Source organism: Planococcus halocryophilus (assembly GCF_001687585.2).
Lineage (GTDB): Bacteria > Bacillota > Bacilli > Bacillales_A > Planococcaceae > Planococcus > Planococcus halocryophilus.
In genome coordinates, this window is sequence record NZ_CP016537.2 from 2861368 (window position 1) to 2887501 (window position 26134).

Below are 26134 nucleotides of genomic sequence, written 5' to 3' on the forward strand. Positions count from 1 at the left end.
AGGAGAAGGTTTCTCCTCATTATTTTTTCTGATACAAAGAAGGAGGCAAAATCATGCCGCATTTTTCAACAAACAAACAAGCATTTCTTATTTTGAGCGCCTTATTTTTAATTTTTGTAGAAGCTGCCTTTTTTGAAAATGGCAGTGTGTTTTTGATTCTTCTTGGTATCGGAACCATCTACTATGCATTAAAAAACAAAGTGAAATACCGCCGTTCTTATTTTTGGGCAGGTACTTTTCTAATCGGGATTTCCATTTTGTCGATGTGGAGTTTACGCTTGATGGTGTTTAGCCTAGCCGTATATTTGTTGCTTCGTTTATGGAAAGGCAATGACTGGCTTCAAACAGCTCCTATTTATGAAGCAACTGATAAAGGACTTATTCAAAACAAAGTGCTATCTACACAAAGTACACCAATAGAAGCATATGAATGGAAAGACATACATGTCCAAGGATTTGTCGGGGATATTTTAGTGGATACGACGCAAACGGTACTGCCTAAAAAAACATCACTCATTTCTATTCGTCAAGGTTTCGGGAAAATCCAAGTTGTTGTTCCTTATGAAGTTCCTGTACGCGTTTTTTATTCAACACTTCTTGGTGAATCCCGCTTTTTCAATGGGGACAAAAAACGCATTATTAACGGAACCATTCATGTAGAAGATGGCTATCCAATAGACGAGGGCAGCAAAGTTGAATTGATCGTCTCTGTGACTACTTGGATGGGAGATGTCGAGGTGATTCGTCGATGAGACAAATACTTCCACGCAGTTTATTCTTTATTACGCTGTTTGCTTTAATTGTCTTTAGCATTTTATTTGCTTTACTTGGCTTGCCTTCACTTAAGAGCTGGGCTGTTTTATGGCAAGATTTTATCGCGGGATTGCCGCTTGGCATTTGGTTAGTGGTTCTTATGCTTGCTTTGTCTGTCGGTATCTCGTGGTGGACTGAATCGTTATCACGCTCAAAAGTACAAGAAATCGAAGAAATTTTCCAAGCACTTTTACGTAACGAAGACAACACCGTAGTTCAAGCAGCGAACATGAAAACTTTGCCACGGAATTTATCTAGCTCTATTTTAAAACTGCAAAAGCTTCTGGAAACGCAGCGTAAAAGTTTAACGCGGATTGCCAATGAACGGGCCGAAACACAAGACCAAATTATTCAAGAGCGTTTGATCATGGAACGACAACGACTGGCAAGAGAATTGCATGACTCTGTTTCGCAACAACTTTTTGCTGCTTCAATGTTGTTGTCGTCTATGACAGAAAGCGAAGATGCACAACCCGGGCTGTTGCAAACAGAAAAAATGGTGCAACAAGCTCAATTAGAAATGCGTGCCTTGCTTTTGCATTTACGTCCAGCTGCTCTTCACGACAAGAGTTTGCGTCAAGGTTTGTTTGAATTGGTTAGTGAACTGAAAGAAAAAGTGTATTTTACGATTGATCATAAATTAGAAGAAGTGCCTTTACAAAAAGGGGCGGAAGATCATTTGTTCCGTATTGCACAAGAAACTTTATCAAATACATTGCGCCATTCGAAAGCCACTGAAGTTCATATTTTGTTTGTCGAGCGAGATCATTTCGCAATCTTGCGCATACAAGACAACGGCATTGGATTTGAAAGCGAACAATCCAAATCGACTTCTTATGGCTTAAAGCATATCGAAGAACGCGCTATCGAAATCGGAGCGACAAGCAAAATCGTTTCTGTCCCTTCTGAAGGCACCATTGTAGAAGTAAAAGTTCCGATTGAAAGGAAGAAAACTGATGATTCGAATCTTATTAGTGGATGACCATGAAATGGTACGCATAGGGGTCTCAGCTTACTTGCAGTCTCAAAAGGATATGGAAGTTATAGGAGAAGCCACAAACGGACAAGAAGCTGTCCAAATGGCGTTAAATTTACGACCCGATTTAATTTTAATGGATATGGTGATGCCTATTATGAATGGGGCAGAAGCGACAAAAGCCATCATTGACCAGTGGCCAGAAGCTAAAATTATGATTGTCACAAGTTTTTTGGACGATGATAAAGTATATCCTGCACTTCAAGCGGGAGCGGTCAGTTATATCTTAAAAACCTCAAAAGCTTCACGGATTGCCGATTCGATTCGAGAAACTATGAACGGTACACCGGTTCTCGAACCAGAAGTAATGACCAAAATGATGAAACAAATGCGTCATGAACGAGTTCTTCACGATGAGTTAACTGAACGTGAAATGGAAATTTTGCTGCTACTCGCACGCGGTTTAACCAATCAAGAAGTTTCCGATCAATTGTTTATTGCGGTCAAAACAGTTAAAACGCATGTCAGCAATATTCTCGCGAAACTCGAAGTTCATGACCGAACTCAAGCCGTCATTTATGCATTTCAGCATAAACTGATTGTCCCTCCTAAATAAAACGAAAAAAATGCCGGACAGTCTAGATGCTGTCCGGCATTTTTCAATTATGCATTTAGTTTTCTCAACTCGACGCGGCGAATTTTGCCCGAAGCTGTTTTTGGCAGTTCTTCTAGAAATTCAATGACACGCGGATACTTATAAGGCGCTGTGATTTCTTTCACATGGTCTTGTAATTGTTTAACTAACGCATCTTTATCCGAAAAATCTTGAGCATTTCGCAACACAACATAAGCTTTGACGATATTGCCCCGAATTTCATCAGGTGCAGCAACCACAGCACATTCTTGAATTGCTTCATGCTTCATTAATGCATCTTCAACTTCAAAAGGTCCAATGGTATAACCTGAACTGATGATAATGTCATCACTTCTTCCTTCAAACCAGAAGTAGCCATCTTCATCGCGCGATGCTTGGTCTCCTGTTAAGTACCAATCACCACGAAACGCAGCTTTTGTCCGCTCGGGATCCTGATAATATTCTCGGAATAATGCTGGACAATCGCGATGAACGGCGATATCTCCTACTTCCCCAATTGCTGTCGGTTGTCCTTCATCATTGACGATATCGACCGGATTTCCCGGTGTTGGTTTCCCCATCGAACCTGCCTTAACTTCCATATCCTGAAGTGTTCCAACAAGTAAGGTGTTTTCTGTTTGTCCATAGCCATCGCGGACGTTGAGGTCAAATGCCTGTCGAAAGGCTTCAATGACTTGTCGATTTAAAGGTTCTCCGGCAGACACTGCCGATCTTAGTGCTGGCAATTTGTAGGAATCGAGATTTTCTACTTTTGCTATGATCCGATATTCTGTCGGCGTACAGCAAAGAACATTAATCTCTTCAGTTTTTAATAAATCCAAGTATTTCAACGCATCAAATGGTCCGTTATAAACAAAAGCCGTGGCTCCAAGTGTAATCGTCGACAAGAATGGACTCCAAATCCACTTTTGCCACCCCGGAGCTGCCGTTGCCCAAACCATATCGCCACTTTTAACGCCAAGCCATTTTGTTGCTGCTGTCCGGACATGGGCATAACCCCACCCATGAACGTGTACTACGCCTTTTGGATTGCCGGTTGTTCCTGATGTATAAGACAAGAACGCCATATCTTCACGATGAGTTGGCACAGCTTCAAATTTTGATGTTTCATTTTCTGCCAGCTCCTCAAAAGACTGCCAACCTTCTTCTTTACCACCAATAATCAACTTATTCTTTAATGCATCCAATTCTTCGTCAATGGAATTGGTCTCAGCAGTGGTTTTGTAATGTGCCACTATTCCTTTTGCCCCAGAATGATGCATCCGGTAAACCAAATCTTTTTTTCGAAGCATTTCAGAACACGGTATCGCTACGATTCCCGCACGTAAGCAAGCTAAATACGTAATATACGCTTCCGGAATACGCGGAAGAATAATTAGCATACGATCCCCTTTTTCAATCCCCAGCTTTAGCAAAGCTTGAGCGTATTGATTCATTTTACCGATGAGCTCTTTATAAGAAAGATCTTCGCGATTGCCTTCGCTATCTAACCATCTAATAGCCAAGCGCTCAGTGTCTTCTTTGTACGCTTCCAATTCCGAAGTGATATTATACTGTTCTGGTGCAATTAAATCTTTGAATTCCATAAGATAGCCCCCATTCTAATTTTCTTCATGCTGGCGGTATGATTAAATAGTAAACACTCGCTAAAAAAGCGAATGCCGCCAACGCTGCCACATAAGCCTTAACAGGTGTGAAATTTTGAGTTGTTTTAATGATTTTAACGCACACTAGATACATCCATATAATTCCGACTACCAACAGCATATATACCATTGGATGTCCGTTTCCTACTTCTGCTAAATAAGGAGCGCCGAGAAGACCTGGCAACAGCGCTACTGGTGTCGCTCGATTAATATCCCGCAACAGCCCTTTTCCCCCAAGACCTTTGGAACCTGCCCAAAGCAATAGCGCTAAGCCGATTTTTGTAATAAACGACATTAGCAAACCAAATAGGATGAAAATTGCCGGAACCATAAAATTTTGCAACAAAGCCGAATCGAAACTTGATATGTATGAGGCGTTTGACGCGATTGAAATCGCGCCATAGCCTAAACCAACAATGAACAATAGCAAATTGCTCACCAATTGAGTTTTCGGTAATTCTAAAAATGACCGAAAAGATGCATCATTTAATGTAACCATTTTTCCGACCATTTTAGTCACCCTTTCTTTCATTTCCTACATCCCCCAAGGCATTAAAGCCCATATCGCAACAGCTGCAGAAACGACGACTGTTACGCCGGCACCAAGGACACTGTTATAACGATAGGATTTGATATCCTTCCAACCATGGATGCGTTCAATTAATTCAATGTCCGATTGCTTCGTCAATTTATTTTGAAGACTCGGCATACGGTTTGTGATATAAGAAACAACTATTAACAAGATAAAGCTGATTGGTACAGCTAGCATTGCCCCTGACAAGCCCATTCCATCCGTTACGGCATGTCCCGTTAAGACGATACTTGGAAAAACAAATGGCGACACAATAATGTAAATGGCACCCGCACCTATAGAAGCAGCAATGGCACCGAATTTATTGGCTTCTTTCCACCAAACTCCAACAATAATTAGTGGTGCGTTTGTGACTCCGGCTAAACCGAATGCCCAAAGAATACTAACAACTAGGAAAGCTGGCGGTTCGATTGCCAACAAGATACTGAGCAATCCACCTGCAAAAATAGCGACAAATCCGATACGCAGACTTAAACGCTGAGGAATATTCGGCTTTAAGGTAGCGATAATATCTTGGGAAATCAAGGCACCAATCGCCAGTAAATTTCCGCTCAAAGTCGATAGTCCTGCTGAAATTGCTCCTGCAATAACAAGTGCCGTTACCCATTCTGGATTGTAAACCAAGTTCAAGATAATGGTTAATTTATCCGCATCTCCTTCTGAAATGACTAGACCTTGAGTAGTTGTTGCATAAACGCCTACAAAGCCCATTGCATAAGTTGCTGAGAACACTAGTCCAAGAATAAAGGCGAACCAAACCATGGCCGAGCGTGCACTTTTCAGGTTGGACGCTGTGTAGACACGCATAGCCAAGTGAGGTAGACCCAAAGCTCCGATTGTCAAAGCTGGGATAATAGAGAAATACCACTTAGTAGAAAACTGGTAGTCAAAGAAAGTTGGCAACGCGTCCATCATTGCCGGAACCATATCAGCATAGAACAAAGGTGGGAAATACCAGCCTGTCGCTCCGATTGCTTTCATAATCGCACCAAGTGGAATGATGAACATTAAAGCGATAATAACCATTTGAATCGCGGCATTATTTGTTGCTCCAGCCATACCACCGATTGTGATATATCCTACGATAATAATTCCAAAAACAAAAAGTCCAGTTAAATAGGGAATTCCTAATAATGTTTCGAATGTAATCGCGATTCCAATCATTTGTCCTAAAGCATACATAACAGAAACTAAAATCATGAAAAGAGCTGCAATAATAGAAGCTGTCACGCCGTAACGATCACGGATAAAGTGAGTAGGAGAAAACGCACCCATCCGGCGAAGACTAGTTCCATAGATAATAGTGATTAATGGAATTGCCAAAATCAATTGAATCCAAAGCATAATAAATGGCACCTGTAATTTAAGAATCAATGCTGTAATTCCGAGAAATGTTGCTAAACTCATGTACGTTGATGCCATCGCTAAACCGTTAGTGAAAGCTCCGACGTTCCCGCCACCCGTATATAAATCTTGGGCTGATGAACTTTTCCGATTGGATAAAAACCCAACGATATAAAATAGTAAAAAAGTCGCTCCCACAACCGCTAAACCGAGAATTGGATTGGTTAACTGCCAGTTTTGTGCTTCCATTATTTACACATCCTTTACTTCGCCGGAAACTCCGAGCGCATCGTTTTCGCTATCAATTTCATCATCAATACGGTTTCCAATTTTCCCAGCTACTATGGTTAAAATGAAAACACCAAACCACCCCATTAAAATCGGAACAATATACATAACTGGAAAACCGAATAACATAGCATCGACAGGAAACACTGAAAATATTAACCCAACGTTACCAACTAATATAAAGGCCGCTGTCATCCAAACGGTAAACTGTACTTCTTTTTTGTACGCTTTCATCGTATCCCCCATTTCAAATAAATTCTAATTTCCTCATCTCCAACTGAGCGTTCGCTCAGTTTCAAACTATGCTATCCCCCTTTACTTTTATTATGTAATGAATAACTCTCTTGATTGTAACCGTTCTCATAAAATCAAGTCAACTGAATTTTTTAATTATTTAAACTATTATTTCGGGAGCATTTATACATTAATCAAGCTTTTCTTTCCTGTAAACTTAAAAATCTCTTTAATAATAGTGAATAAATAATGTATATGATTAAGGAAGCGAGAATTTCATTTTATATTTCAATATAACTTTATTCCCATATCTTCTCTTAACATGTTCCTAGCACTTTTTTTGAAACAATATAAAAATCCCCTTAGGTTGATGTCAACCTAAGGGGATCGGAAAATGAACTTAAAGGTCCGGCTTATCGTTTTCTTTTTCCATTTTTGTTTCAAATTTTTCAAGTTGACGCTTAGCAAAATCGCGCCCACCTATACCGAAGGAAATTGCAAATGCGACTGCAAGTCCAGCGATAATGAACAGGAAGGCCAAGTTAACGATGTTTGTCGCAAAGTTCAACTGATCAAGCGTCATGAATACGGCAATTACAATAATTACGTATTTCACAACAGCTCCCATAAGACGATTGCCAGAAGCTTGTTTTACATAGTTTCCAAGCAAGCTACCACCAATCAAGCCAAGACCTAGAATAATTAATGAACTAATGAGAAGCGGCAAGTATGCAATTACTGCTTCACCAATTCCATTTAATACATCTAGTTGCAGTACGTTCATCGCTTCTACAGTAAAGAAGATAATGATAATCGCTTGCACAACTTTACCAATAATATTGGCAATATCGAAACTTGGTGTCTTTGTTTTATCGATATTCAAATATGTTGAGAAGCGGTTAATCCCTGTTCCATTTAATAAGCTAATCAACAAATCTCCCACGAATTTAGCGATTAAGACACCCACTAGAATAAGGATGATCGCTACAAAGATGTTTGGAATCATGTTCAGAACTTGATTGAGCATGTTTACAATGGGTTCAGAGATAGAACGAATATTCAATGTTTCTAACGCAATTGTCAATATCGGAATTAAGACGATAACAAAGACTGTATTAGCTAAAACATTTGCTAATGTCGCCTTGTCTCCAGCGTCCATTCTTGTTGTTCCTGTCGTGCCACTTGGTTTGTTAGTAAACTTATTAAACCACTTATCAATGTTAATGGCTGTTAAAAGACTGAACACAAGATTTTTTACAAACTTAGCAACAAAGTAACCAATTACAAGGATAATAATAGCCATGAAGAGATTTGGCAAGAACGCCAATAGCTTATCCATCATGTTTGAAATTGGCTGTGCTACATTGTTCATATCCAAAGCTTGCAGAACGCTCGGAATAAACAAAATGAAGATTAGGTAATAAAGAATTTTCCCTATAGAATCCAGTATGCTGTCTGCGTCTTCTTTTGTTTTTGCCATATGGCCTTTGACCATGGCACGATCTGCACCTGCTTTTTTCAAGCCTTTAGTAAAAATAGCCCGTACAACCGTTGCAACAATCCATGCGACAAGTAATAATAATAATGCCCCTAAAACGTTTGGAATGTAGTCGATAATCGTGTTTCCAACTCCTCTAAAAGAGTTGCCAATGTCATTCATAACCTCGTCCTCCTTTTGTTTTTTTTGCACATTCTATTATTATCATCCCCTTACTTCTACGAAACTAAACGCCTAGCAACTAAATTGTATATAATTAGTTGAAAAATCAGATAAAAAAGAACGAGCTGATTTCACATTAAAAGCTTTTTCCCATTGATACTAGGACGCTAATGGTTTGAGATAGTATTCTCCTTCTATTATAATAAAAGAAAAGAGGAGGCGATCCTATGTATATGACAGTCCAGGAAACTGCAGCTTTTTTGTCCATGCCTGAAGAACAAGTCAACCGTTATGTGTTAGAAGGCCGTATTCGCGCAGTCCATGACGGAGAGCAATACATGATCAACACTTCTCAATTCGGCACACATTTTCAGCAGTTGGAACAGGCTAAATTGGCGTTGGAAGAATGGCGCGCTACCCCGATACCAGATGACGTGGATATTAAAGATGAAGATTAACCAATAAAAAGCATCTTGGACTAACCAGTCCAAGATGCTTTTACATCGCGTTGAACAAGTTACTAACCTACTATATTTTATGAAAAGCAGATACTTTTACTATTTAAAAAAAGTGAACTGTTTACTTATTTGGAGAAGCGTTCGCTCGACTCCTGCGAGAATAACGAGTTTGAGAGACCCGTAGAGAGCGGGAGCGAGCGATAAGCTTCGGAAAATAAGGGTATTCAAAACTTTCTAAATAGCATAAAAAAGCATCTAGGACTAATCAGCCCTAGATGCTTTTTTATGTCAGCTTCTCCATACTTGATTTCAATAAAATTGTTTACCTTATAAGCTCCGGCACTATAAGGCTTTTTAACTTTTCTTCTATAAAGCCTCCCCATTTTTCAAACTCTATCAAAAATCCGTCATGACCAAAATCCGTTTCAATGATTTTCCAAGCTGTATTAGTTTGCTTTTCAAGCCATGGAACCATCAGTTCATTCGGATAAAGTAAATCATGTGTAAATGATAAAGAGTATACCGGAACTTCTAAAACTGCACCTTCAATGTCATGTGTATTCATTGCTTTTAACAACACTAAATAACTATTCGCATCGAAACGACCTGCTAATTTTTTTCCTTGATAATTTAAATACGACTGTACATTGAATTCGCTATCATTACCGCTCCGCCCAAAACGCTGATTGAACATTTTGCCACTCCGATAAGTAACCATACCAGCCATTCTAGCTACTTCGAATCCTTTTAACAAACTAGCGTCTTTGTAATTCCCGCCATTAAAATCTTTATCATTTTCAATTGCTACTATCCCAATGTGGTTAAATGCTACTCCATAGTCACTATAATACGGAGTAACGGCTAACGGAAAAATCGCTCCGATAAATTCCGGGTAAGTTCTTCCCCACTCTAGGGTTTTCATCCCCCCAAGTGACCCCCCGATTACTGCAGCCACTTTCTTAATTCCTAGTTTTTTTAACGCTTGATATTCTGCTCGGACCATATCACGTATCGTCAGGGTTGGGAAATCAGCTTTGTATGGTGCCCCACTTAAAGGATTGACCGATAAAGGTCCCGTCGATCCATGACAACCGCCTAACACATTAAAAGTAATCACTTGAAAAACAGTCGTATCCACTGGCATCCCCGGACCAACTAGTCCCGCCCACCAACCTGGATTTTGCTCTGTGCCAACTGTATGTTGATCTCCAGTTAGCGCATGACAAACCAGAATAACAGGAGCATTTTTATCTCCGAGACGTTCATATGCAAGTTCTACATTGTTTATCGTCTTAGTTGAGTCCAAGGTTAATGAGCCAACGGATACTGTTTTCATGCCGATTCCTCCTTATACGTTTTCTAACACGGTTACTTGGATTGCCTGCTCTAAGTCAGCAATTAGATCTTCTGCATTTTCTAATCCCACAGACAGTCGGATTAACTCTTCTGTTACGCCTGATGATTTCAGTTCTTCATCGTTTAATTGTTGATGTGTAGTAGAGGCAGGATGGATGATAAGCGATTTCGCATCGCCAACATTAGCTACATGAGACCAAAGCTTAATGTTGTCGATTACTTTACGTCCGGCTTCTCGTCCACCTTTAATACCAAAATTGACAATCGATCCATAACCATCATTTTTCAAGTATTTCTTCGCAATTTGATGAGAAGGATGATCTTCAAATCCTAGGTAATTGACCCACTCAATTTGCGGATGTTGTTTTAAGTACTCTGCAATAATTTGAGCGTTGCTATTGTGCTTTGGAATACGTAAATGCAAAGTCTCTAACCCTTGCAACAAAGCATGGGCGCTATCAGGGCTTAATGACGGGCCAAAGTCACGCAATAATTGAACGCGTAGTTTTGTCGCAAAGGCAGCATCCGGTACATCAATGCCATAACGCAGTCCATGGTAAGTTTCATCCGGTTCTGTATAGTTCGGGAAGCGTGGATTATTCCAATTGAATTTTCCAGCATCTACTGCCACTCCACCAATTGTCGTCCCATGTCCACCAATCCATTTTGTAGCTGAATGAATGACTACGTCTGCTCCAAACTCAATTGGATTGCTGCCATATGGTGAAGCAAATGTATTATCGATCAATAATGGCAATCCGTGTGCATGAGCAATTTCTGCTACTTTTTCTACATCAAAGACGTTCAAGCTCGGATTACCGATAATTTCCCCAAATAATGCTTTTGTTTTATCTGTAATGGCTGCTTTAAAATTCTCTGGGTTTGTCGCATCTACAAATTTAGTTGTGATGCCATAACGTGGCAATGTATTGGCAAATAAATTATAAGTACCACCATAAAGACTGCTATCCGCTATAATTTCATCCCCGGCTTCTGCAATGTTCAAAATAGAAAAGGCGATTGCTGCCATTCCTGAAGAAAGAGCAACTGCTGCAGTCCCACCTTCTAATAACGCTACTCGCTGTTCAAACACATCCACTGTCGGATTCATAATACGTGAGTAAATATTTCCAACATCTTTTAAACCAAATAAATCTTGTGCATGCTGCGTATCTTTAAAAACATAAGAAGTTGTTTTATAAACCGGTACACCTCTCGATCCAGTTGTTGGATCTACTTGTTGTCCACCGTGTAATAATAATGTTTCTGGTTTTAAGTTTGTCATTTTCTATTCCCCCTATTTTTTGTTTTGTTGCTGCAAAGAGGACGAAAAAAGCCCCCTTCGCTAAGAAGAGGGCCGCATATACGGAGTTTTCCTCCTCTTATCTATCAGAACCTATAACTCCGGTTCTGTAGGAATTAGCACCTTTCCAGACAAAATCGTCTGTTGGTTGCCGGGCATCACAGGGCCTATCCCTCCGCCACTCTTGATAAGAGTATTAAATTTAATTTTTGATCTTGTTTTGAAGTATAGAAACTTTTTTTTCATTTGTCAAGCTTATTAGTCAAAAAATTTTGAAACTTCAACTCTTTTCAAACGTTATCTTTTATATAAAGGAGGAACCAGCTATGTTTATTTGGATTTCGCTATTATTTATTGTCAGCTATGGAATTGGTTGTTGTCACGGGGCTCTGATGGCACAAATGTTATCCGGTGTGAATGTTAAAAACTCCGGCGTGAAAAACTCCGGTGCTTCTAATGCAGCAATTGTTTTAGGTTGGAAGTATGGATTGCTCGTTGCTGTTATTGATATTTTTAAAGGATTTGCGGCAGTTGTAGGTTTACGGCTGCTACTAGGTTTAGGTAATTTCTCTCCTGAGCTCACGTGGTCGATGCTGTTTGTGGCAGGTGCTGGCGTTATTTTCGGTCACAACTTTCCGTTCTATATGAAGTTTGACGGAGGTAAAGGAACTGCTTCTGTTATTGGGGTCATGTTAGCACTCGACTGGAAGCTTGGTTTACTTGGATTATTGTTATTGATTGTCGTTTCGCTGGCAACAGACTATCTCGTTATCGGCGTACTTGTACTATATGCTGTTTTTTATATAATAGCAGTTGTCCCTGCAATTGGGCTTTGGCCACTATTGATCGGTACTCTACTTTTTGCAATGGCCGTTTGGAAGCATCGCGAAAATATTATACGAATAAAGAATGGTACTGAAACAAAAGTATCTGCAGTTTTTCAGAAGAAACCTTCCACTCCAGTTTAATTAGGAAGTTGAGCGCATTTCAAAATTTTTGAAATAAAAATCAATCTTCTTCTTGACTTTTTTGCTATTCCGCCATAAAGTAGGAATCACGAATCGAATAGCATACATCACTTTCTTATCCAGAGAAACCGAGGGACAGGCCCTATGACGTTTCGGCAGCAGATTTGTTTAACCACAAAAACTGTGCCAACTCCTGCAAATGCACTCGTGCATTTGGAAGATGAGAATTAGATGGTTTCTACAGGAGCCCTCTTTTTTCTTATGGTTTAAGAAAAAAGAGGGCTCTTTTTGTCTAGTTTCTCAACGGATTGTGAGCATTAACGATTTGAAAAAATACAGCATGAGGAGGTCAAGTCAACATGATTCAATTCGAAGGCGTCGCCAAAACCTACCAATCAGGGAAACAGGAAATCCATGCATTAAATGGCATCGATTTAACTGTCGAAACTGGCGAAATCTACGGAGTTATCGGCTTTAGTGGTGCTGGTAAAAGTTCATTAATCCGCACAGTAAACCTGCTCGAACGTCCTTCTAAAGGACGTGTATTAATTCACGGAAAGGATATTTCGACGCTATCTAGCAAAGAAATTCGTACCATCAGAAAAGATATCGGTATGATTTTTCAGCATTTTAATTTACTGAATTCTAAAACCGTTTTTCACAATGTGGCTATGCCACTGCTACTGGCAAAGACGCCTAAAGCAGACATTGAAAAACAAGTAAAAGATTTACTCGACTTTGTAGGACTTGCAGACCAAGCACAAAAATATCCAGATCAATTGTCGGGTGGACAAAAGCAACGGATCGGTATAGCTCGTGCCCTTGCTACAAACCCTTCTGTTCTGTTATGCGATGAAGCGACGTCAGCGCTTGATCCTCAAACTACTAAATCTATTTTGGATTTACTCAAAAAAATCAATAAAGAATACAATATCACCATTTTGCTTATTACTCATGAGATGGGTGTTATTCGAGAGATCTGTAACAAAGTGGCGGTTCTTGAAGAAGGGAAAGTCATTGAGCAAGGCACTGTTTTTGAAGTCTTTTCGAATCCACAACAAGCTACAACAAAACGTTTTGTCCGCTCTGTCATGAATGATGAATTACCCGAATCCTTGCTAGCCCAAATTCATGAACCGCATAGCGATCACACAATTTTTCGTTTGCAGTTTACAGGGAATTCAGTCGGCACACCCGTAATGTCTCGTGTATCACGCAACTTTAACGTAGATTTAAATGTGTTATTTGGAAATATTACCGAATTACAAGGGGTTCCGTACGGCAACTTAATTGTGGAATTTTCCGGCGAACTAAAAGAAATTGAACGCGCAATAACCTCTATTCGAGACAACAACATACACATAGAGGAGGTTACTCATTATGTCAGTTAACTATGATCAAATTTTAGAAGCTATATGGGAAACCATTTATATGACTGGCGCAGCATTCGGCTTTTCCTTATTGATCGGCTTTCCACTCGGAATCTTTCTAGTAGTTACCCGAAAAGGTCATTTATTAGAAAACGAGTCGGTATCTAATGTATTAAACATAGTCATCAATATTTTCCGCTCGATTCCTTTTATTATTTTAATGGTCGCCATTATTCCGTTGACACGACTTATTGTCGGAACCTCTATTGGAACTGCAGCAGCGATAGTTCCTTTAGTGTTTTACGCAGGACCTTATATTGCTCGGTTAATCGAAAACTCGCTCCTAGAAGTCGACAAAGGAGTTATCGAAGCGGCCCAAGCGATGGGTGCTTCACCGGCGCAAATCATTTTTCGGTTCTTGATTCCAGAAGCTCTCAGTTCTCTAGTTCTTGCATTAACTATAGCTGTAGTCGGATTGATCGGCGCATCTGCTATGGCTGGCGCTATTGGCGGCGGCGGCCTTGGAGACTTAGCGATTACATACGGATATCAGAGATTCGATACCTTTATTATGGTTATCACAGTAGCTATTCTTGTCTTACTCGTGCAAGGAGTTCAATCTTTCGGAAATATACTATCAAGACGTGTAAGACGCAGTTAACACTAAACAAGCCCACACAAAATTGGAGGAATTATTTATGAAAAAAATCACAGCAACAGTATTACTAACATTACTGGCATTAGTTTTGGCAGCATGCGGAGACGATAGCAATGCTGAAGGAACCACGAAAGTAACACTTGGCATTAGTGGTTCTGATACGACCATTTGGGATTATATTGCTGAAAAAGCTGAAAAAGAAGGCATTGATTTGGAAATTCAAACTTTTTCTGATTATGTAGCACCTAACTTGGCTCTGGCTGAAGGAGAATTGGACTTAAATGCGTTCCAAACGATTTCCTATTTTGATGAATTTGTTGCCGAACACAATATCGATATTGTTCCAATTGGTTCTACTGTCATCGCGCCAATGGGATTGTATTCCGATAAATATGAATCTATTGAGGAACTTCCAGAAGGCTCACAAATCGCTGTACCTAACGAAGCGACGAACATGGGTCGTGCACTTTTACTTCTAGACGAAGCTGGTGTAATCACTCTTTCTGAAGATGCTGGACTAACTGGGACAGCTGAAGACATTACCGAAAATCCGAAAAACATTGAAATTGTCCCAATGGTTTCTGGTCATACACCACGCGCTATGCCTGATGTTGCCGCTTCAATTATTAATAATGGTGTTGCAGTAGATGCTGGATTGAATCCGACAGAAGATCCTATCGCACGTGAAAGTGATACAGCAAAACCTTATATTAATTTGATTGCAGCAAATGCTGAAGATGCAGACAACGAAGCTTATTTGAAAATCGTTGAATTATATCAACAAGAAGACACGACGGAATTTATCATTGAACATACAAAAGGCGCTCAAATTCCAACGAACGTGACAGTGGAAGAACTAGTCGACTACCAATAAACCATATTCCATAAAGGAGGCATTCTCATGGCACTTATTAAAGAAGCAGTTCAGACCATTTCTCAGTCTATCGACGCAAGACGTACAAAATACGTTCAAACGAGCCATGAAATTCACGACCATCCTGAAATTGGCAACCAAGAATTTTTCGCTAGTTCGTTATTAATCAGTTTGCTTGAAGAAGCTGGATTTATGGTCGACAAAGGTGTCGCTGGGCATGAAACTGCGTTTTTTGCTCGTAAAAAAAGTGAACGTTCTGGCCCTACTATCGCATACCTTGCTGAATACGATGCACTTCCTGGAATTGGACATGCTTGTGGACACAATATTATTGGCACAACAAGTGTCGCCGCCGCGATTGCCTTGTCTAAAACACTCGACTCTGCTGGTGGTGAAGTTGTTGTTCTTGGAACTCCTGCCGAAGAAGGTGGTCCAAATGGTAGTGCAAAAGGCAGTTTAGTTAAACACGGTTTACTCAAAGAGATTGACGTAGCGCTAATGCTCCACCCTTCTGGAAACTCAGCTATCACAGGTCCTTCTCTTGCGGTTGATCCACTAGAATTTCACTTTTACGGCAAACCTGCTCATGCAGCAGGTTCTCCTGAAAAAGGCATAAATGCATTAGATGCTGTGCTTCAATTGTTTAATAGCATTAACGCTTTACGTCAGCAATTGCCGTCAGATGCACGTGTTCATGGTATTATTACGCACGGCGGAGACGCCCCCAATATTATTCCAGAGTATGCGGCGGCGCGCTTTTATATTCGCGGGGATTCATGGAAGAAAACGGCTGATACGGCCCGTAAAATCCGTGCAATTGCTGAAGGTGCTGCTTTAGCTACTGGCGCTACTGTTAAAATTGAACGTTTTCAAAATGAAGTACGTGATTTAGTGCTAACTCCTGCTTTGGATGCGTTAATCCGTAATGAACTCGAAGCGCAAGGTGAAACCGTAGCCGATTCTCGAATCTCTGGTCTTGGTTCTACAGATGCTGGCAATATTAGTTATGAAGTTCCGACGGCGCATGGCTATATTAAAATCGGACCTGAAACATTAATTGCACATACAGAAGAATTTCGGGAAGCAGCAAAATCCGATCAAGGCGATAGAGCATTAATCCGAGGTGCTAAAGCATTAGCTAACACGGGATATCAGTTATTGACAGACAACAATCTATTGGAACAAATCAAAGCTGCACATCAAGAATCTCTCAAAGTAAAACAACAAAATTAATGAATCGATGTCCTACGTGGGCATCGTTTTTCTTTTGCGCCAGAATTTTCTTGCTTCGTGGTAAAATAGAAACAAGACTGATTTTAGGGGGATTTATACATGATTGAGGCGTTAATTGAACGATTGGTTCGTTATGCAAAAATTGATACACAATCTGATTTCACGAGTGAGTCAACACCTTCTACACCAGGGCAATGGGACTTACTCCATGAATTAGAAAAAGAAATGACAAGCATTGGGCTCACAGAAGTTGGCATGGATGATGCCGGGTATCTTTTTGGTACTTTGCCTGCAAACACAGATAAAGAAATTCCAGTCATCGGCTTTTTAGCACATGTAGATACAGCGACTGATTTTACTGGGAAAAATGTCAACCCAAAACGTATCGACAATTATGATGGACAAGATATTCTGTTAAGTGACAGTATTCAGATGATGGTATCGGATTTTCCTGATTTAAAAAATTATGTGGACCATACGTTAATCACAACCGATGGCACGACACTTCTTGGTGCGGATAACAAAGCGGGTATTGCAGAAATCATGACAGCAATGGAGTATTTATCTAAGCATCCAGAAATCGAACACGGAAAAATCCGTGTTGCTTTTACGCCCGACGAAGAAATCGGTCGCGGTCCTCACAAATTCGACGTTGAGCGCTTTGGTGCAGAGTACGCTTACACGATGGACGGTGGTCCGCTTGGTGAACTGCAATACGAAAGTTTTAATGCAGCGAGTGGTAAATTAGTTGTTCAAGGGAAAAGTGTTCATCCGGGTTCGGCAAAAGATAAAATGGTCAATGCCCAAACTGTTGCGATTCAATTCCAACAAGAGATGTCGAAAAACGAAGTTCCTGAATTAACGGAGAACTACGAAGGATTTATTCATTTGAATAATTTCGAAGGTACTGTGGAATCTGCTGAGTTGAGCTATATAATTCGTGATTTTGATAAAGAACAATTCGAAGGTAAAAAGCGTCATATGCAAGCTGTTGCAGAAAAACTTCAACAACAATACGGCAATGACGCAATTCAATTAGAAATTGAAGATCAATATTACAATATGCGTGAAAAAATCGAACCGGTGATGGAAATTGTCGACAATGCAGAACGTGCGATGATTACGTTAGGCATCGAACCGAATATTGTTCCTGTTCGCGGCGGTACAGACGGCTCTCAATTATCATACATGGGACTTCCAACACCGAATATCTTCACAGGCGGCGAAAATTACCACGGAAAATATGAATTTATTTCCGCTGAAAACATGGAAAAAGCCACACAAGTCATTATCGAAATCGTGAAATCAGCGAAATAAAATTCAAAAAAGACGTATTGGATCGAGTCCAATACGTCTTTTGATTTTATATAATGCTTCTGCCATTTTGAGCTAAGGCGTAATGAATGCCGTGTTGCAAAGTTTGGAAACACTCAAATTTTGATAAATTGATAGTTGCTTCTGTAATGGTTTGACTCATCTTCGCGGAAATACCAACCAAAATAGTCTGTGTGCCAATTAATGAAGCTGTCGAACCAAGTTTTTCAATCAACATAGCAGCGTGATGTGTGAAATTAGTGTTTAATCCTGTCAAATCCAAAATTAAATACTTGGCTTTGTGCTTCGGCATATTTTGCAAAGTTTTCACTAATAGTTCTTCTGCACGTGCCTCATCATAAGTTCCGAGTAGCGGGACGACGACGATACCTTCAAGAACCGGAATAAGCGGTGATGAGATTTCTTTAATCATTTCACTGAGTTCTTGGGTTTTTTCATCTACCAATCGTTCTAGCTCGTTGATTTTTTCCTCTTCTTTTACACGGGATAAGCGATGAATATTTTTTTGAATGGTTTCTTCCGAGGGGAAATACTGAATTACACTTTCTTCATAGCCATCTAACTGGTGATGTACGACCTTATACCAAATGTTTTCATTAAAAAGCGAAGAGAAAATCCCTGCGTAATGGGCAGGTAAAAAACTACCTCCCTCCTTTTTCTCTTGCGCTACATTGATTGTATGCTCCCAGCTGTTTTTCAAGTGCACTTCTAGCGTACGTGCTTCCACATCTAATTCTTTAATTTCTGCTAGTCCCCATCCTGCGGAAGCATAAGTGTTCGTAATCAATTGAGAAGCTTCGGCAGCAGAAACGCCTTCCATGTTCTGAAAATATCCCCCTACTATCAAACCTTGACGATATCCTGTTGATTCCAATACGACATTTGCCGCATCTTCCCCAGAAATTTCTTCTATAGAATCAAAAAACATTTTCATAGCTGTTGAAGTCCAAAATAGAACAGATTCCTGCCCTTCAAACAAAAAGCGTCCATTGGCCAAATCCCATTCGAAACTTAAGCCACCTACTGTTATTGCTGGTTTAGCATTCATTATAAAGCTCCTTCCGTTCCTTGATTTCATCTTATCATATTTGCTATTTTGTTAAGAAGAAACTTCATGTTTTAAAAATTTCATTTAAGGAATACAAAGAATAATACGAAAAGGAAGAGGTGCACAATATGTCAGAAAAAGAACAAGAACGTAAATCAAGTGACCATGCTTCTATGGACAATCCCGAACAATATAAAACGGATAAAAAAACATTGACCGAAATGCATGAAGAAGAAATGCATGTCGATCCTATCCCGATGGAAGATTTAAAACAAGAAAAACGAGAAGAAAAAGATAAACGTGGCACGAAAGACAGTTCTTCAAGTGAAGAAAAATTCCCCGAATAAATAAGATGAATTTTCGTAAAAGTTAATCCTTTTATAAAAGACCGCAGAGGGTATTCTCTGCGGTCTTTTTGTGCTATGATTCTCATTTGAACAGGAGTGAAAAGAAATGAAAAACTGGATTTATCCACTTATGGTCGTCGTGGCAGCAAGCTGTTATGGCGTCCTCTCAACTATTATAAAGGTAGCCATGAAAAATGGTTTTACCGCTGCAGAAGCAGTCACTAGCCAATACTTTATCGGGTTCGCAATGGCGGCTCTTTTATTTTTTGTTACACAACGTAAAATGCCTCAAATCAAAGGGTGGAAAATATTGGTTATTTCCGGCAGTCTCACCGCTGCTACAGGATCGGTTTATGCGCATTCACTTAATTTCCTACCGGCTTCTTTGGCGGTTGTCTTGCTTTTTCAATTCACATGGATTGGAATGTTCTTAGATTGTATTGTCAACCGTAGATGGCTTAAAAGGACAGAGGTTTTTTCATTGATTATACTGTTTGCAGGTACTTTACTTGCGGCTGGTATTATCGGAACCGACTTGAGTGGAATTCCTTGGCAAGGTTGGGCTTGGGGAATAGGCGCTGCTTTTTGTTTTTCGGCATTTATGTTCGTCAATGGCAAGGAAATCACTGGTATGGATACTTCCGCGCGCCTATTTTACGTATCCTTTTTCGCAGCAATTGTAGTCGGGATTTTTCAAACACCTGAAATTGTTTGGAACGGACAATTGTTCAATGAGGGCTTATGGATTTACGGCGTATTATTAGGCTTTTTCGGAATTATTATGCCCATTTATTTCTTTTCTGTCGCCGTACCACGCGTCGGCTCTGGTCTCGCTTCTATTTTAAGTGCTATGGAATTGCCCGTAGCTGTAATAGCATCAGTCCTTATCCTTCACGAAACATTATCAGTTCTTCAAATCGTAGGAATCTTCATCATCTTAATTGGGATGGTGCTTCCGAGTGCATTCGATCGAACTCCGAAAATAGTCCAACAGATTTAACGACCTGCTACTCTAGCAGGTCGTTTTATGTTTAGTTCGAATCAAAAAAGGAATAGATAACTACAAAGACAAAAGGAGTGGTATTGGATGAATCAAGAAGAAGTGAAGAAAGAGGCATTAAAAATACTCGAAAATAGTTATGTGGGGACCCTTGCAACGATTAAAGGAGATAAACCCCATTCGCGCTATATGACTTTTTTTAACGATGATTTCACACTCTATACAGCTACTAGTAAAAAAACGCAAAAAGTTGATGAATTGGAGGCCAATCCTCATGCCCACATTCTTTTAGGCTATGACGGTGAAGGTATTGGCGATTCATTTTTAGAGATTGAAGGAAGCATGTCATTAAATGACGATCGCGAAATGATTGATAAAGTGTGGAATGAACATTTAGAAGGCTGGTTTGAAGGTCCGGATGATCCGAACTTGACCATTCTTGCCATTAAACCAACTCGTGTACGGTTAATGAATAAAAAAGGGCAAGAACCTCAATCATTAGAATTGTAAATGCAAAAACGGCTCAGAATTCTGAGCCGTTTTTTATGTCTTCAAAATTTCACGAAGCCCTTCTTTATTGAACATAAGATCTTCAAGCGTATATTCATCGAGTACTGCCAAATAAGCATGAAGCGCTTTTCCTAAAACACCACGAAGTCCGCAAACCGGTGAAATTGGGCAACGGTTTGTAGTCGGATCAAAGCATTCTACTAAATGAAAGTCATCTTCCATTTTTCTTACTACGGTACCTACATTAATGTTTTGTGGGAGGTCTGCTAGACGAATACCGCCCCCTCTGCCTCTAACAGTATGAATAAAACCCGCTTTTCCAAGTTCAAATGTAACTTTTGTTAAATGATTTTTAGATATACTATATGCTTCTGAAATTTCTTGTATCGTTGTCAGCTTATCTGGTTCTTTTGTGCCTAAATAAATCAACACACGTAACGAGAAATCTGTATACATGGTCAACCTCATTTTTCTCACCTCTTCTGCATGTTCATTATATCGATTTTATTGTTTGTTCGAAAGCAAATGGACCTCACTGTTTTAGTTGTAGTGGCTTCGAGTATAAATCATGAATAGTTAAGTGAGCTGATCAGCATTGGTTGGGCTTTTTTGTGTTTGGACAGTATTTTATTGATTCGGACAGTATTTGATGTCATTTGGACAGTATTTCATCGATTTGGACAGTATTCAGAAGAAAGTCGACAGTATCGCCATTTACTGGAAAAAAGGAACTATCTTAATGGTTGTGACGTCTTTGTGAAGCTAAATGTGTCTATATTTTAAAGATGTATTTAAAATATATCTTTAAAGAGATTAAAGGCGTATAGTCAAGTTATAGAAAACAAAAGGAGAGATTGACTATGTTATCAGTAGAGACAAGAACAATCATTAAATCCACAGTACCGGTATTAGAGCAACACGGAGAAGCGATTACAACTGTATTTTACAAAAATCTGTTTGAAGCACACCCAGAACTTTTGAATATATTTAATCACGCAAATCAAAAACAAGGTCGTCAACAAGCAGCCTTGGCAAACACGGTTTATGCCGCAGCCGTTCACATCGACAACCTTGAAGCAATTCTTCCAGCAGTTGTTCAAATTGCGAATAAACACGTTAGCTTAGGAGTTAAACCAGAACATTATCCGATTGTTGGCGATTTCTTATTAAAAGCAATTAAAGAAGTATTGGGCAATGCAGCGACTGATGACATCATGAATGCTTGGGAAGAAGCTTATGGCGTCATCGCAAATGCCTTTATCGGCGTTGAAAAAGACATGTATGCAAATATGGAAACTCAAGAAAATGGCTGGAGCGTCTTTAAGGAATTCACAATTGTCCGCAAAGAACCAGAAAGCGAAAATATCACTTCTTTCTATCTGAAACCAGTAGACGGCAAAAACGTTCCTTCTTACAAACCTGGCCAATACATCTCTGTGCGTATGGCAATTGCAGGAGAAGAGTATTTGTTTAATCGCCAATACAGCCTGTCTCAAGCAGCTCGCGAAGATGAGTTCCGCATTTCTGTTAAACGTGATGCAGACAACGACCCGAACGGACGCGTCTCTGTTTACCTGCATGATGACATGAAAGTGGGCGATCGTTTTGAAGTTAGTGCTCCCGCTGGTGAATTTGTTCTTGATACTACAAAAAATACACCCGTAGCATTTGTCAGCGGAGGCGTAGGTATTACGCCAATGATGAGTATGTTTGAAACAGTCGCAACATCAACACCAGAACGCCCAACTGCTTTCCTTCACGCTACGCGTAATGAATCAATGCATGCTTTTGATAAAGATATTCAAAAACATGTGGCGTCGATGGAGAATGCTAGCTATAAAACTCTTTACTCAGATCAACCAGAAGGTTATATCACACGTGCTACCTTAGAAGAATACGTCGACATTACAGGTGATGTTTATGTATGTGGTCCTGTTCCTTTCATGGAAGCAATGATCAAAGAATTACACACACTTGGCATGAAAGAAGAACAAATTCACTTTGAATTCTTTGGCCCAGCTGTAGCTCTTCAAACTGTATAAGTTCTTTAAAAGCTGTCCATTTGGGCAGCTTTTTTTGACAATTAAAACTCTAGACGATTTCCAAACGGATCGAAAACAAAAAATCGTTCAACGCCTTGAATACTATCGTCTTCTTTTATTTCAATTTTGTTCGCTAGTAAATGCGTTTTCATCTCCCCATAACCCGCTACCCGAAATGCTGGATGCGCTTTTTTGGCTGGTGAAAAAGGTTCTTCGACTCCTACGTGCAATTGCTGATTACCAAACTCAAACCACGCTCCACCTCTAGCTTTTAACGCGGCAGGCTTTTCAATTACTTTCATTCCTAAGACACCCGCGTAAAACGCAATTGCCATTTCTTCTTGTCCTACAGGTGCTACTACTTGAACGTGATCAATTTGTGAAATAGAAAATGTCATAAACTCACTCCTTTTCTCCAGTTTAGTCATGTCTTTTAAAAAATCTCAACTCGTGCTTTGCAAACCGCTCGCATTTACCGTAGCATATTTAAAAAGAGGTGAACCATAATGACATTTCCCCAACAAGTCAAATATGGATTAACTGCTCAGTCTGTAGTAGTCGATCGCATGTCACAACAAGCATTAAGTCAAGATATTCCCACCATGATAGAAGAATTAAAAACTTGGTGTGACACCGATAATGCTGGTGTGGCTGTTTCTTATTTTTTTCGGCAATATGCCTTGTATGTAACGGCTCAATTTACTTTGCTCCATCAATCCGATGGTTATTTTGATGTTGATTGGCGAGAATTACAATTTAACCGTGTTCATAATTACGGCTTGCCACTATTAGAAACGCATGTGAAGTCCGCAACATTTAAACTCATCACGCCAGATAAACGGTATCAAGCATTTCATGATATTCTCTATAAACAAGTAGATGAATTATTAAATGAGTTCAAAAAAACCACGAAAATTTCGTCCATTACTTGTTGGGAGAATATTTTAGGTTCTGTGTTATGGTATTACGCTAGTTTAGAATCACGAAACCCTCGACTCGTTGCACAAGATTTAGAGTGGCTCTTGCAAGACACAAATTGGATGCCTATCAAAACTTCTTACCTTGCGAAGTTACTCGGCACTACTCCCCTGCAACTAGCTGTCTCGAAACCGTTACGAAAAACTTGCTGCCTTTATAAAGAGATGCCCGCTTTTGCTACTTGTACATTTTGTCCAACACCAAATTAAAACACCTCAGCAAATATGCTGAGGTGTTTGTTTATACTTCGAATACTTCATGCAGGATTTTGCCCGGATCGTTGTTCATTAAGTTTTTATAAACACAGCTATTCGGTTTTTGGTGAAGTGTTTTCGCAAATGATTTAGCATGGTCAGCTTCACCAACTATATGGATTTCTTCCCATTTGCGTTCTTTTTTCAACTTCTCCATTTTGCCGCCCATGTCTTTATAGAAACGCTCTAAGTTTTCTTTTAGTCGATGGTCCAATTCATCAGAGGGACTGCCTCCACCACCACCGGTGACTGTGCTACCTGCACCAACACCTACTCGCCCAGAACTGCGTGCGCCTTTCTGTTCTGTCCAAACCTCTAAGCCTGAATCAAACTCATAAAAGAACTCTTCGTTAATAATTCCCATGGATGTATCAATGACACGAATGCCTTTAAAGCCTGGTAAAACAATTCCAGCGTATGGATAAGCTTTGTACATATATCGAAGCTCTTCTAGTTCAGGTTTGTTTTCCCAATGAAAACTCGTTTTCACTGGAACTTGTACGTAATGTACAGACCACAAATCATTGTGTTCTGAAGCAAAAATTACGACACCTTTTTGAAGTTCATTTTGGTTGTCTAAAATTTCTTTTTCTACTTTTTTCCGTAAATTCTTATATGCTTTCATTTCTTCTTCATTGTTTGATGCTTTTAAATATTCGTCTAATCGTTTTAACCCGTTTTTCAGATGGATCTTCCATGCCCCATTCTGGGCGTTCAAATCAGCTGGATTGGTATTCAAATATACACTTAACACGCAACGGTCTGGACATTCAAAACTTTTCAATTCCTGGATTTTGTCGTATAAGGTCATTTAATCATCCTCCTCTTTGTATTCCATCATCACTACCTGATTACCCTTAAGCAGTTAATTTAAACGAATTTTCGGAACCTTTATTAAAAATCCGATGTTTAAACCATCGCGTCAGTGGTAAATAAACATTGTATTGAAAAATCACAAGGGAGTTGGCGAAGAAATGGAGAACATCAATAAACAAGTTGAAGAGAAATTATCAAATACAGATGAGAAGAAAAAAGAACAGATTTTAGCAGATTTTTCCGTATTCATTAATTACTTAAGTGAAAAAGTAGAGTTAGGCGAGAAAATGGGATTAAGCGAAGAGCGCATCGCGCAATTAGCAGAGAAAGTTGCATCTCATCTTGCGAAAAAAGAAGAGCCTAAAAATAGCGAAGAATACTTGCTGCAACGTTTATGGCAGGTTGGCGATAAAGACCAACAGCATATGTTAGCACATATGCTCGTGAAATTAGCTAAAGACCAAAACTAAATCAAAGTAAAAGGCCTTCCTCATTAGGAAGGCCTTTTAGACTGTAGACAAAAGAGGTTGTGGAATGAATTCATTCCACAACCTCTTTGCTTATTTTTATGAAAAATAGCTATTTTGCTAGGAATGGGTCTTCGGAAAGCACCGAAATAAACTCCATTCGGTAAAAATTTCTATATAATAAAGACGATAACAATTTTAGTTATTATCCACCTAATAAAGGAGTATGTGAAAATGAAAAGACAACTCATGTTTGGGGCGATTGTCGGCGTGCTGTTGGTAATAGTTCTTCAATCAATTGATTTTATCAACATCCAGGCTTTACAGCAGTACCAGCTTCCACGGTTTATTTTCTTAGCTGTTTTTATCATACTGGTGTGGGCGATTGTCGGTGCCTTCAAAAAAATATTCGCCCCTTTGATTATTTTGGTGGTCGGCATCAGCCTGGTGAATCTTGCATTTCATGTGTTTGAAGTCGAGTTAAACTATTATGTGTTCCAAGACGAACGCAATGAAATGATCGATCAGCTATTGTCTGGAGAAATCCAGAAAAAAGACCCTACTAATGCAGGATTTGCTTTTTATTACACACCTCCAGAATATACATTAGCCAATAGAGATTCCTTTATTGACGCGCGCATGTACTCAGAAGAAAAGCATTTCATTTTTTTCCAAACAGCTACGCCACGCTTTCTAGACTTTATCGGCTTAACGGAAGGCTTTGTCTATTCTTCTACAGGTACATATCCGACCATGTCCGAGTTGGACACTTCTTATACCTACCGGAAAATCAATGACCATTGGTATTTTGTTTCGAGTGATAGCAAACGCTTTAAAAATTCTTGCTACATCCTATGCAAACCACCCAAAACTGCTAACTAATGCAAAATTTCAAAATCACATCGTAAC

28 protein-coding genes and 2 riboswitches are annotated in these 26134 nt (G+C 39.6%); of the genes, 17 read left to right on the forward strand and 11 right to left on the reverse strand.

Annotation, left to right across the window (positions count from 1 at the left end; translation table 11 throughout):
- Positions 1 to 53: 53 nt before the first annotated feature.
- Genes liaF through BBI08_RS14140 form a run of 3 tightly spaced genes read left to right on the forward strand, consistent with a single transcriptional unit; the run spans position 54 to position 2405 of the window.
- A complete protein-coding gene (gene liaF / locus BBI08_RS14130) occupies positions 54 to 752 on the forward strand; it encodes a cell wall-active antibiotics response protein LiaF (RefSeq protein ID WP_065528239.1) in 699 nt (232 codons plus the stop codon).
- Positions 749 to 1795, forward strand: a complete 1047-nt coding sequence (locus BBI08_RS14135) for a sensor histidine kinase (protein ID WP_008496788.1) — start codon at positions 749 to 751, stop codon at positions 1793 to 1795. The genes liaF and BBI08_RS14135 overlap by 4 nt, the downstream gene beginning before the upstream one ends.
- A complete protein-coding gene (locus tag BBI08_RS14140; protein WP_008496787.1) occupies positions 1770 to 2405 on the forward strand; it encodes a response regulator transcription factor in 636 nt (211 codons plus the stop codon). Before BBI08_RS14135 ends, BBI08_RS14140 begins: the two co-directional genes overlap by 26 nt.
- A 47-nt stretch (positions 2406 to 2452) precedes the next feature.
- On the opposite strand, the gene mbcS is transcribed toward BBI08_RS14140, so the two are convergent.
- From mbcS to BBI08_RS14165, 5 genes are all read right to left on the reverse strand, one after another.
- Positions 2453 to 4030, reverse strand: coding sequence for an acyl-CoA synthetase MbcS (gene mbcS / locus BBI08_RS14145; RefSeq protein WP_008496786.1), 1578 nt, complete (start codon positions 4028 to 4030; stop codon positions 2453 to 2455).
- A 25-nt stretch (positions 4031 to 4055) separates the two neighbouring features.
- Positions 4056 to 4622, reverse strand: a complete 567-nt coding sequence (locus BBI08_RS14150; protein WP_008496785.1) for a YIP1 family protein — start codon at positions 4620 to 4622, stop codon at positions 4056 to 4058.
- A 3-nt stretch (positions 4623 to 4625) separates the two neighbouring features.
- Positions 4626 to 6275: a sodium:solute symporter family transporter gene (locus BBI08_RS14155; protein WP_008496784.1), complete on the reverse strand. Its 1650-nt coding sequence runs from the start codon at positions 6273 to 6275 to the stop codon at positions 4626 to 4628.
- A 3-nt stretch (positions 6276 to 6278) separates the two neighbouring features.
- Positions 6279 to 6548, reverse strand: coding sequence for a hypothetical protein (locus tag BBI08_RS14160; protein ID WP_008496783.1), 270 nt, complete (start codon positions 6546 to 6548; stop codon positions 6279 to 6281).
- Between the two features lie 400 nt (positions 6549 to 6948).
- On the reverse strand, positions 6949 to 8208 hold the full coding sequence (locus BBI08_RS14165) for a mechanosensitive ion channel (RefSeq protein ID WP_008496782.1): 1260 nt from the start codon (positions 8206 to 8208) through the stop codon (positions 6949 to 6951).
- A gap of 227 nt (positions 8209 to 8435) precedes the next feature.
- On the opposite strand from BBI08_RS14165, the gene BBI08_RS14170 reads away from it, so the two are divergent.
- A complete protein-coding gene (locus BBI08_RS14170; RefSeq protein ID WP_008430350.1) occupies positions 8436 to 8666 on the forward strand; it encodes a helix-turn-helix domain-containing protein in 231 nt (76 codons plus the stop codon).
- A gap of 322 nt (positions 8667 to 8988) precedes the next feature.
- Here the strand turns inward: BBI08_RS14170 and metX are convergent, their stop codons facing one another.
- Positions 8989 to 10002: a homoserine O-acetyltransferase MetX gene (gene metX / locus BBI08_RS14175; RefSeq protein WP_065528240.1), complete on the reverse strand. Its 1014-nt coding sequence runs from the start codon at positions 10000 to 10002 to the stop codon at positions 8989 to 8991.
- 12 nt (positions 10003 to 10014) lie between these two features.
- On the reverse strand, positions 10015 to 11307 hold the full coding sequence (locus BBI08_RS14180) for an O-acetylhomoserine aminocarboxypropyltransferase/cysteine synthase family protein (RefSeq protein ID WP_008496778.1): 1293 nt from the start codon (positions 11305 to 11307) through the stop codon (positions 10015 to 10017).
- A 94-nt stretch (positions 11308 to 11401) separates the two neighbouring features.
- Positions 11402 to 11519: riboswitch (SAM riboswitch) on the reverse strand.
- 132 nt (positions 11520 to 11651) lie between these two features.
- On the opposite strand from BBI08_RS14180, the gene BBI08_RS14185 reads away from it, so the two are divergent.
- The 6 genes from BBI08_RS14185 to pepT all read left to right on the forward strand — a co-directional run bounded on the left by BBI08_RS14185 (position 11652) and on the right by pepT (position 17745).
- The gene (locus tag BBI08_RS14185; protein ID WP_008496777.1) at positions 11652 to 12293 is read left to right on the forward strand and encodes a glycerol-3-phosphate acyltransferase; all 642 of its coding nucleotides are present in this window, start codon (positions 11652 to 11654) and stop codon (positions 12291 to 12293) included.
- A gap of 112 nt (positions 12294 to 12405) precedes the next feature.
- A riboswitch (SAM riboswitch) is annotated at positions 12406 to 12520 on the forward strand.
- Between the two features lie 132 nt (positions 12521 to 12652).
- Positions 12653 to 13684 carry a methionine ABC transporter ATP-binding protein gene (locus tag BBI08_RS14190; protein WP_008496776.1) on the forward strand — a complete coding sequence of 344 codons (1032 nt, stop codon included), beginning with the start codon at positions 12653 to 12655 and terminating at the stop codon, positions 13682 to 13684.
- On the forward strand, positions 13674 to 14324 hold the full coding sequence (locus tag BBI08_RS14195; RefSeq protein WP_008496775.1) for a methionine ABC transporter permease: 651 nt from the start codon (positions 13674 to 13676) through the stop codon (positions 14322 to 14324). The genes BBI08_RS14190 and BBI08_RS14195 overlap by 11 nt, the downstream gene beginning before the upstream one ends.
- Positions 14325 to 14361: 37 nt before the next feature.
- A complete protein-coding gene (locus BBI08_RS14200; RefSeq protein WP_008496774.1) occupies positions 14362 to 15195 on the forward strand; it encodes a MetQ/NlpA family ABC transporter substrate-binding protein in 834 nt (277 codons plus the stop codon).
- Positions 15196 to 15222: 27 nt separating this feature from the next.
- Entirely contained in the window at positions 15223 to 16428 is a 1206-nt protein-coding gene (locus BBI08_RS14205) for a M20 family metallopeptidase (RefSeq protein WP_008496773.1), read from the forward strand.
- A gap of 99 nt (positions 16429 to 16527) precedes the next feature.
- A complete protein-coding gene (gene pepT / locus BBI08_RS14210; protein WP_008496772.1) occupies positions 16528 to 17745 on the forward strand; it encodes a peptidase T in 1218 nt (405 codons plus the stop codon).
- A 46-nt stretch (positions 17746 to 17791) separates the two neighbouring features.
- Here pepT and BBI08_RS14215 read toward each other — a convergent pair whose 3' ends face one another.
- The gene (locus tag BBI08_RS14215; RefSeq protein ID WP_065528241.1) at positions 17792 to 18811 is read right to left on the reverse strand and encodes an STAS domain-containing protein; all 1020 of its coding nucleotides are present in this window, start codon (positions 18809 to 18811) and stop codon (positions 17792 to 17794) included.
- 128 nt (positions 18812 to 18939) lie between these two features.
- Here BBI08_RS14215 and BBI08_RS14220 point away from each other — a divergent pair, with 128 nt between their 5' ends.
- From BBI08_RS14220 to BBI08_RS14230, 3 genes are all read left to right on the forward strand, one after another.
- Positions 18940 to 19158 carry a hypothetical protein gene (locus BBI08_RS14220; RefSeq protein WP_008496769.1) on the forward strand — a complete coding sequence of 73 codons (219 nt, stop codon included), beginning with the start codon at positions 18940 to 18942 and terminating at the stop codon, positions 19156 to 19158.
- Positions 19159 to 19264: 106 nt separating this feature from the next.
- Positions 19265 to 20158: an EamA family transporter gene (locus tag BBI08_RS14225; RefSeq protein ID WP_065528242.1), complete on the forward strand. Its 894-nt coding sequence runs from the start codon at positions 19265 to 19267 to the stop codon at positions 20156 to 20158.
- Between the two features lie 87 nt (positions 20159 to 20245).
- Entirely contained in the window at positions 20246 to 20668 is a 423-nt protein-coding gene (locus BBI08_RS14230) for a pyridoxamine 5'-phosphate oxidase family protein (RefSeq protein ID WP_008496767.1), read from the forward strand.
- Between the two features lie 33 nt (positions 20669 to 20701).
- Here BBI08_RS14230 and BBI08_RS14235 read toward each other — a convergent pair whose 3' ends face one another.
- Positions 20702 to 21136, reverse strand: a complete 435-nt coding sequence (locus BBI08_RS14235) for an RrF2 family transcriptional regulator (RefSeq protein ID WP_040850539.1) — start codon at positions 21134 to 21136, stop codon at positions 20702 to 20704.
- Between the two features lie 392 nt (positions 21137 to 21528).
- Here BBI08_RS14235 and hmpA point away from each other — a divergent pair, with 392 nt between their 5' ends.
- On the forward strand, positions 21529 to 22710 hold the full coding sequence (hmpA, locus tag BBI08_RS14240; protein ID WP_008496764.1) for an NO-inducible flavohemoprotein: 1182 nt from the start codon (positions 21529 to 21531) through the stop codon (positions 22708 to 22710).
- Between the two features lie 41 nt (positions 22711 to 22751).
- On the opposite strand, the gene BBI08_RS14245 is transcribed toward hmpA, so the two are convergent.
- On the reverse strand, positions 22752 to 23108 hold the full coding sequence (locus BBI08_RS14245) for a VOC family protein (protein ID WP_008496763.1): 357 nt from the start codon (positions 23106 to 23108) through the stop codon (positions 22752 to 22754).
- 108 nt (positions 23109 to 23216) lie between these two features.
- Between BBI08_RS14245 and BBI08_RS14250 the strand changes: the two genes are divergently transcribed.
- Positions 23217 to 23897, forward strand: a complete 681-nt coding sequence (locus BBI08_RS14250) for a hypothetical protein (protein ID WP_008496762.1) — start codon at positions 23217 to 23219, stop codon at positions 23895 to 23897.
- A 31-nt stretch (positions 23898 to 23928) separates the two neighbouring features.
- Here the strand turns inward: BBI08_RS14250 and BBI08_RS14255 are convergent, their stop codons facing one another.
- On the reverse strand, positions 23929 to 24753 hold the full coding sequence (locus tag BBI08_RS14255) for a VLRF1 family aeRF1-type release factor (protein ID WP_008496761.1): 825 nt from the start codon (positions 24751 to 24753) through the stop codon (positions 23929 to 23931).
- A 163-nt stretch (positions 24754 to 24916) separates the two neighbouring features.
- Here BBI08_RS14255 and BBI08_RS14260 point away from each other — a divergent pair, with 163 nt between their 5' ends.
- Together BBI08_RS14260 and BBI08_RS14265 are read left to right on the forward strand one after the other, a co-directional pair.
- Entirely contained in the window at positions 24917 to 25228 is a 312-nt protein-coding gene (locus BBI08_RS14260; protein WP_065528243.1) for a DUF3243 domain-containing protein, read from the forward strand.
- A 231-nt stretch (positions 25229 to 25459) separates the two neighbouring features.
- Positions 25460 to 26107, forward strand: a complete 648-nt coding sequence (locus tag BBI08_RS14265) for a hypothetical protein (RefSeq protein WP_008496758.1) — start codon at positions 25460 to 25462, stop codon at positions 26105 to 26107.
- Positions 26108 to 26134 lie beyond the last annotated feature (27 nt).

Coding starts and splice junctions, on each gene's coding strand:
- BBI08_RS14225 (WP_065528242.1), top strand. CDS start 19,265: ATGAAAAACTGGATTTATCCACTTATGGTCGTCGTGGCAGCAAGCTGT.
- BBI08_RS14195 (WP_008496775.1), top strand. CDS start 13,674: ATGTCAGTTAACTATGATCAAATTTTAGAAGCTATATGGGAAACCATT.
- BBI08_RS14235 (WP_040850539.1), bottom strand. CDS start 21,136: ATGAGGTTGACCATGTATACAGATTTCTCGTTACGTGTGTTGATTTAT.
- BBI08_RS14245 (WP_008496763.1), bottom strand. CDS start 23,108: ATGACATTTTCTATTTCACAAATTGATCACGTTCAAGTAGTAGCACCT.
- BBI08_RS14160 (WP_008496783.1), bottom strand. CDS start 6,548: ATGAAAGCGTACAAAAAAGAAGTACAGTTTACCGTTTGGATGACAGCG.
- pepT (WP_008496772.1), top strand. CDS start 16,528: ATGATTGAGGCGTTAATTGAACGATTGGTTCGTTATGCAAAAATTGAT.
- liaF (WP_065528239.1), top strand. CDS start 54: ATGCCGCATTTTTCAACAAACAAACAAGCATTTCTTATTTTGAGCGCC.
- hmpA (WP_008496764.1), top strand. CDS start 21,529: ATGTTATCAGTAGAGACAAGAACAATCATTAAATCCACAGTACCGGTA.
- BBI08_RS14220 (WP_008496769.1), top strand. CDS start 18,940: ATGTCAGAAAAAGAACAAGAACGTAAATCAAGTGACCATGCTTCTATG.
- BBI08_RS14260 (WP_065528243.1), top strand. CDS start 24,917: ATGGAGAACATCAATAAACAAGTTGAAGAGAAATTATCAAATACAGAT.
- BBI08_RS14200 (WP_008496774.1), top strand. CDS start 14,362: ATGAAAAAAATCACAGCAACAGTATTACTAACATTACTGGCATTAGTT.
- BBI08_RS14165 (WP_008496782.1), bottom strand. CDS start 8,208: ATGAATGACATTGGCAACTCTTTTAGAGGAGTTGGAAACACGATTATC.
- BBI08_RS14230 (WP_008496767.1), top strand. CDS start 20,246: ATGAATCAAGAAGAAGTGAAGAAAGAGGCATTAAAAATACTCGAAAAT.
- mbcS (WP_008496786.1), bottom strand. CDS start 4,030: ATGGAATTCAAAGATTTAATTGCACCAGAACAGTATAATATCACTTCG.
- BBI08_RS14135 (WP_008496788.1), top strand. CDS start 749: ATGAGACAAATACTTCCACGCAGTTTATTCTTTATTACGCTGTTTGCT.
- BBI08_RS14215 (WP_065528241.1), bottom strand. CDS start 18,811: ATGAATGCTAAACCAGCAATAACAGTAGGTGGCTTAAGTTTCGAATGG.
- BBI08_RS14255 (WP_008496761.1), bottom strand. CDS start 24,753: ATGACCTTATACGACAAAATCCAGGAATTGAAAAGTTTTGAATGTCCA.
- BBI08_RS14205 (WP_008496773.1), top strand. CDS start 15,223: ATGGCACTTATTAAAGAAGCAGTTCAGACCATTTCTCAGTCTATCGAC.
- BBI08_RS14155 (WP_008496784.1), bottom strand. CDS start 6,275: ATGGAAGCACAAAACTGGCAGTTAACCAATCCAATTCTCGGTTTAGCG.
- metX (WP_065528240.1), bottom strand. CDS start 10,002: ATGAAAACAGTATCCGTTGGCTCATTAACCTTGGACTCAACTAAGACG.
- BBI08_RS14170 (WP_008430350.1), top strand. CDS start 8,436: ATGTATATGACAGTCCAGGAAACTGCAGCTTTTTTGTCCATGCCTGAA.
- BBI08_RS14265 (WP_008496758.1), top strand. CDS start 25,460: ATGAAAAGACAACTCATGTTTGGGGCGATTGTCGGCGTGCTGTTGGTA.
- BBI08_RS14180 (WP_008496778.1), bottom strand. CDS start 11,307: ATGACAAACTTAAAACCAGAAACATTATTATTACACGGTGGACAACAA.
- BBI08_RS14185 (WP_008496777.1), top strand. CDS start 11,652: ATGTTTATTTGGATTTCGCTATTATTTATTGTCAGCTATGGAATTGGT.
- BBI08_RS14150 (WP_008496785.1), bottom strand. CDS start 4,622: ATGAAAGAAAGGGTGACTAAAATGGTCGGAAAAATGGTTACATTAAAT.
- BBI08_RS14190 (WP_008496776.1), top strand. CDS start 12,653: ATGATTCAATTCGAAGGCGTCGCCAAAACCTACCAATCAGGGAAACAG.
- BBI08_RS14140 (WP_008496787.1), top strand. CDS start 1,770: ATGATTCGAATCTTATTAGTGGATGACCATGAAATGGTACGCATAGGG.
- BBI08_RS14250 (WP_008496762.1), top strand. CDS start 23,217: ATGACATTTCCCCAACAAGTCAAATATGGATTAACTGCTCAGTCTGTA.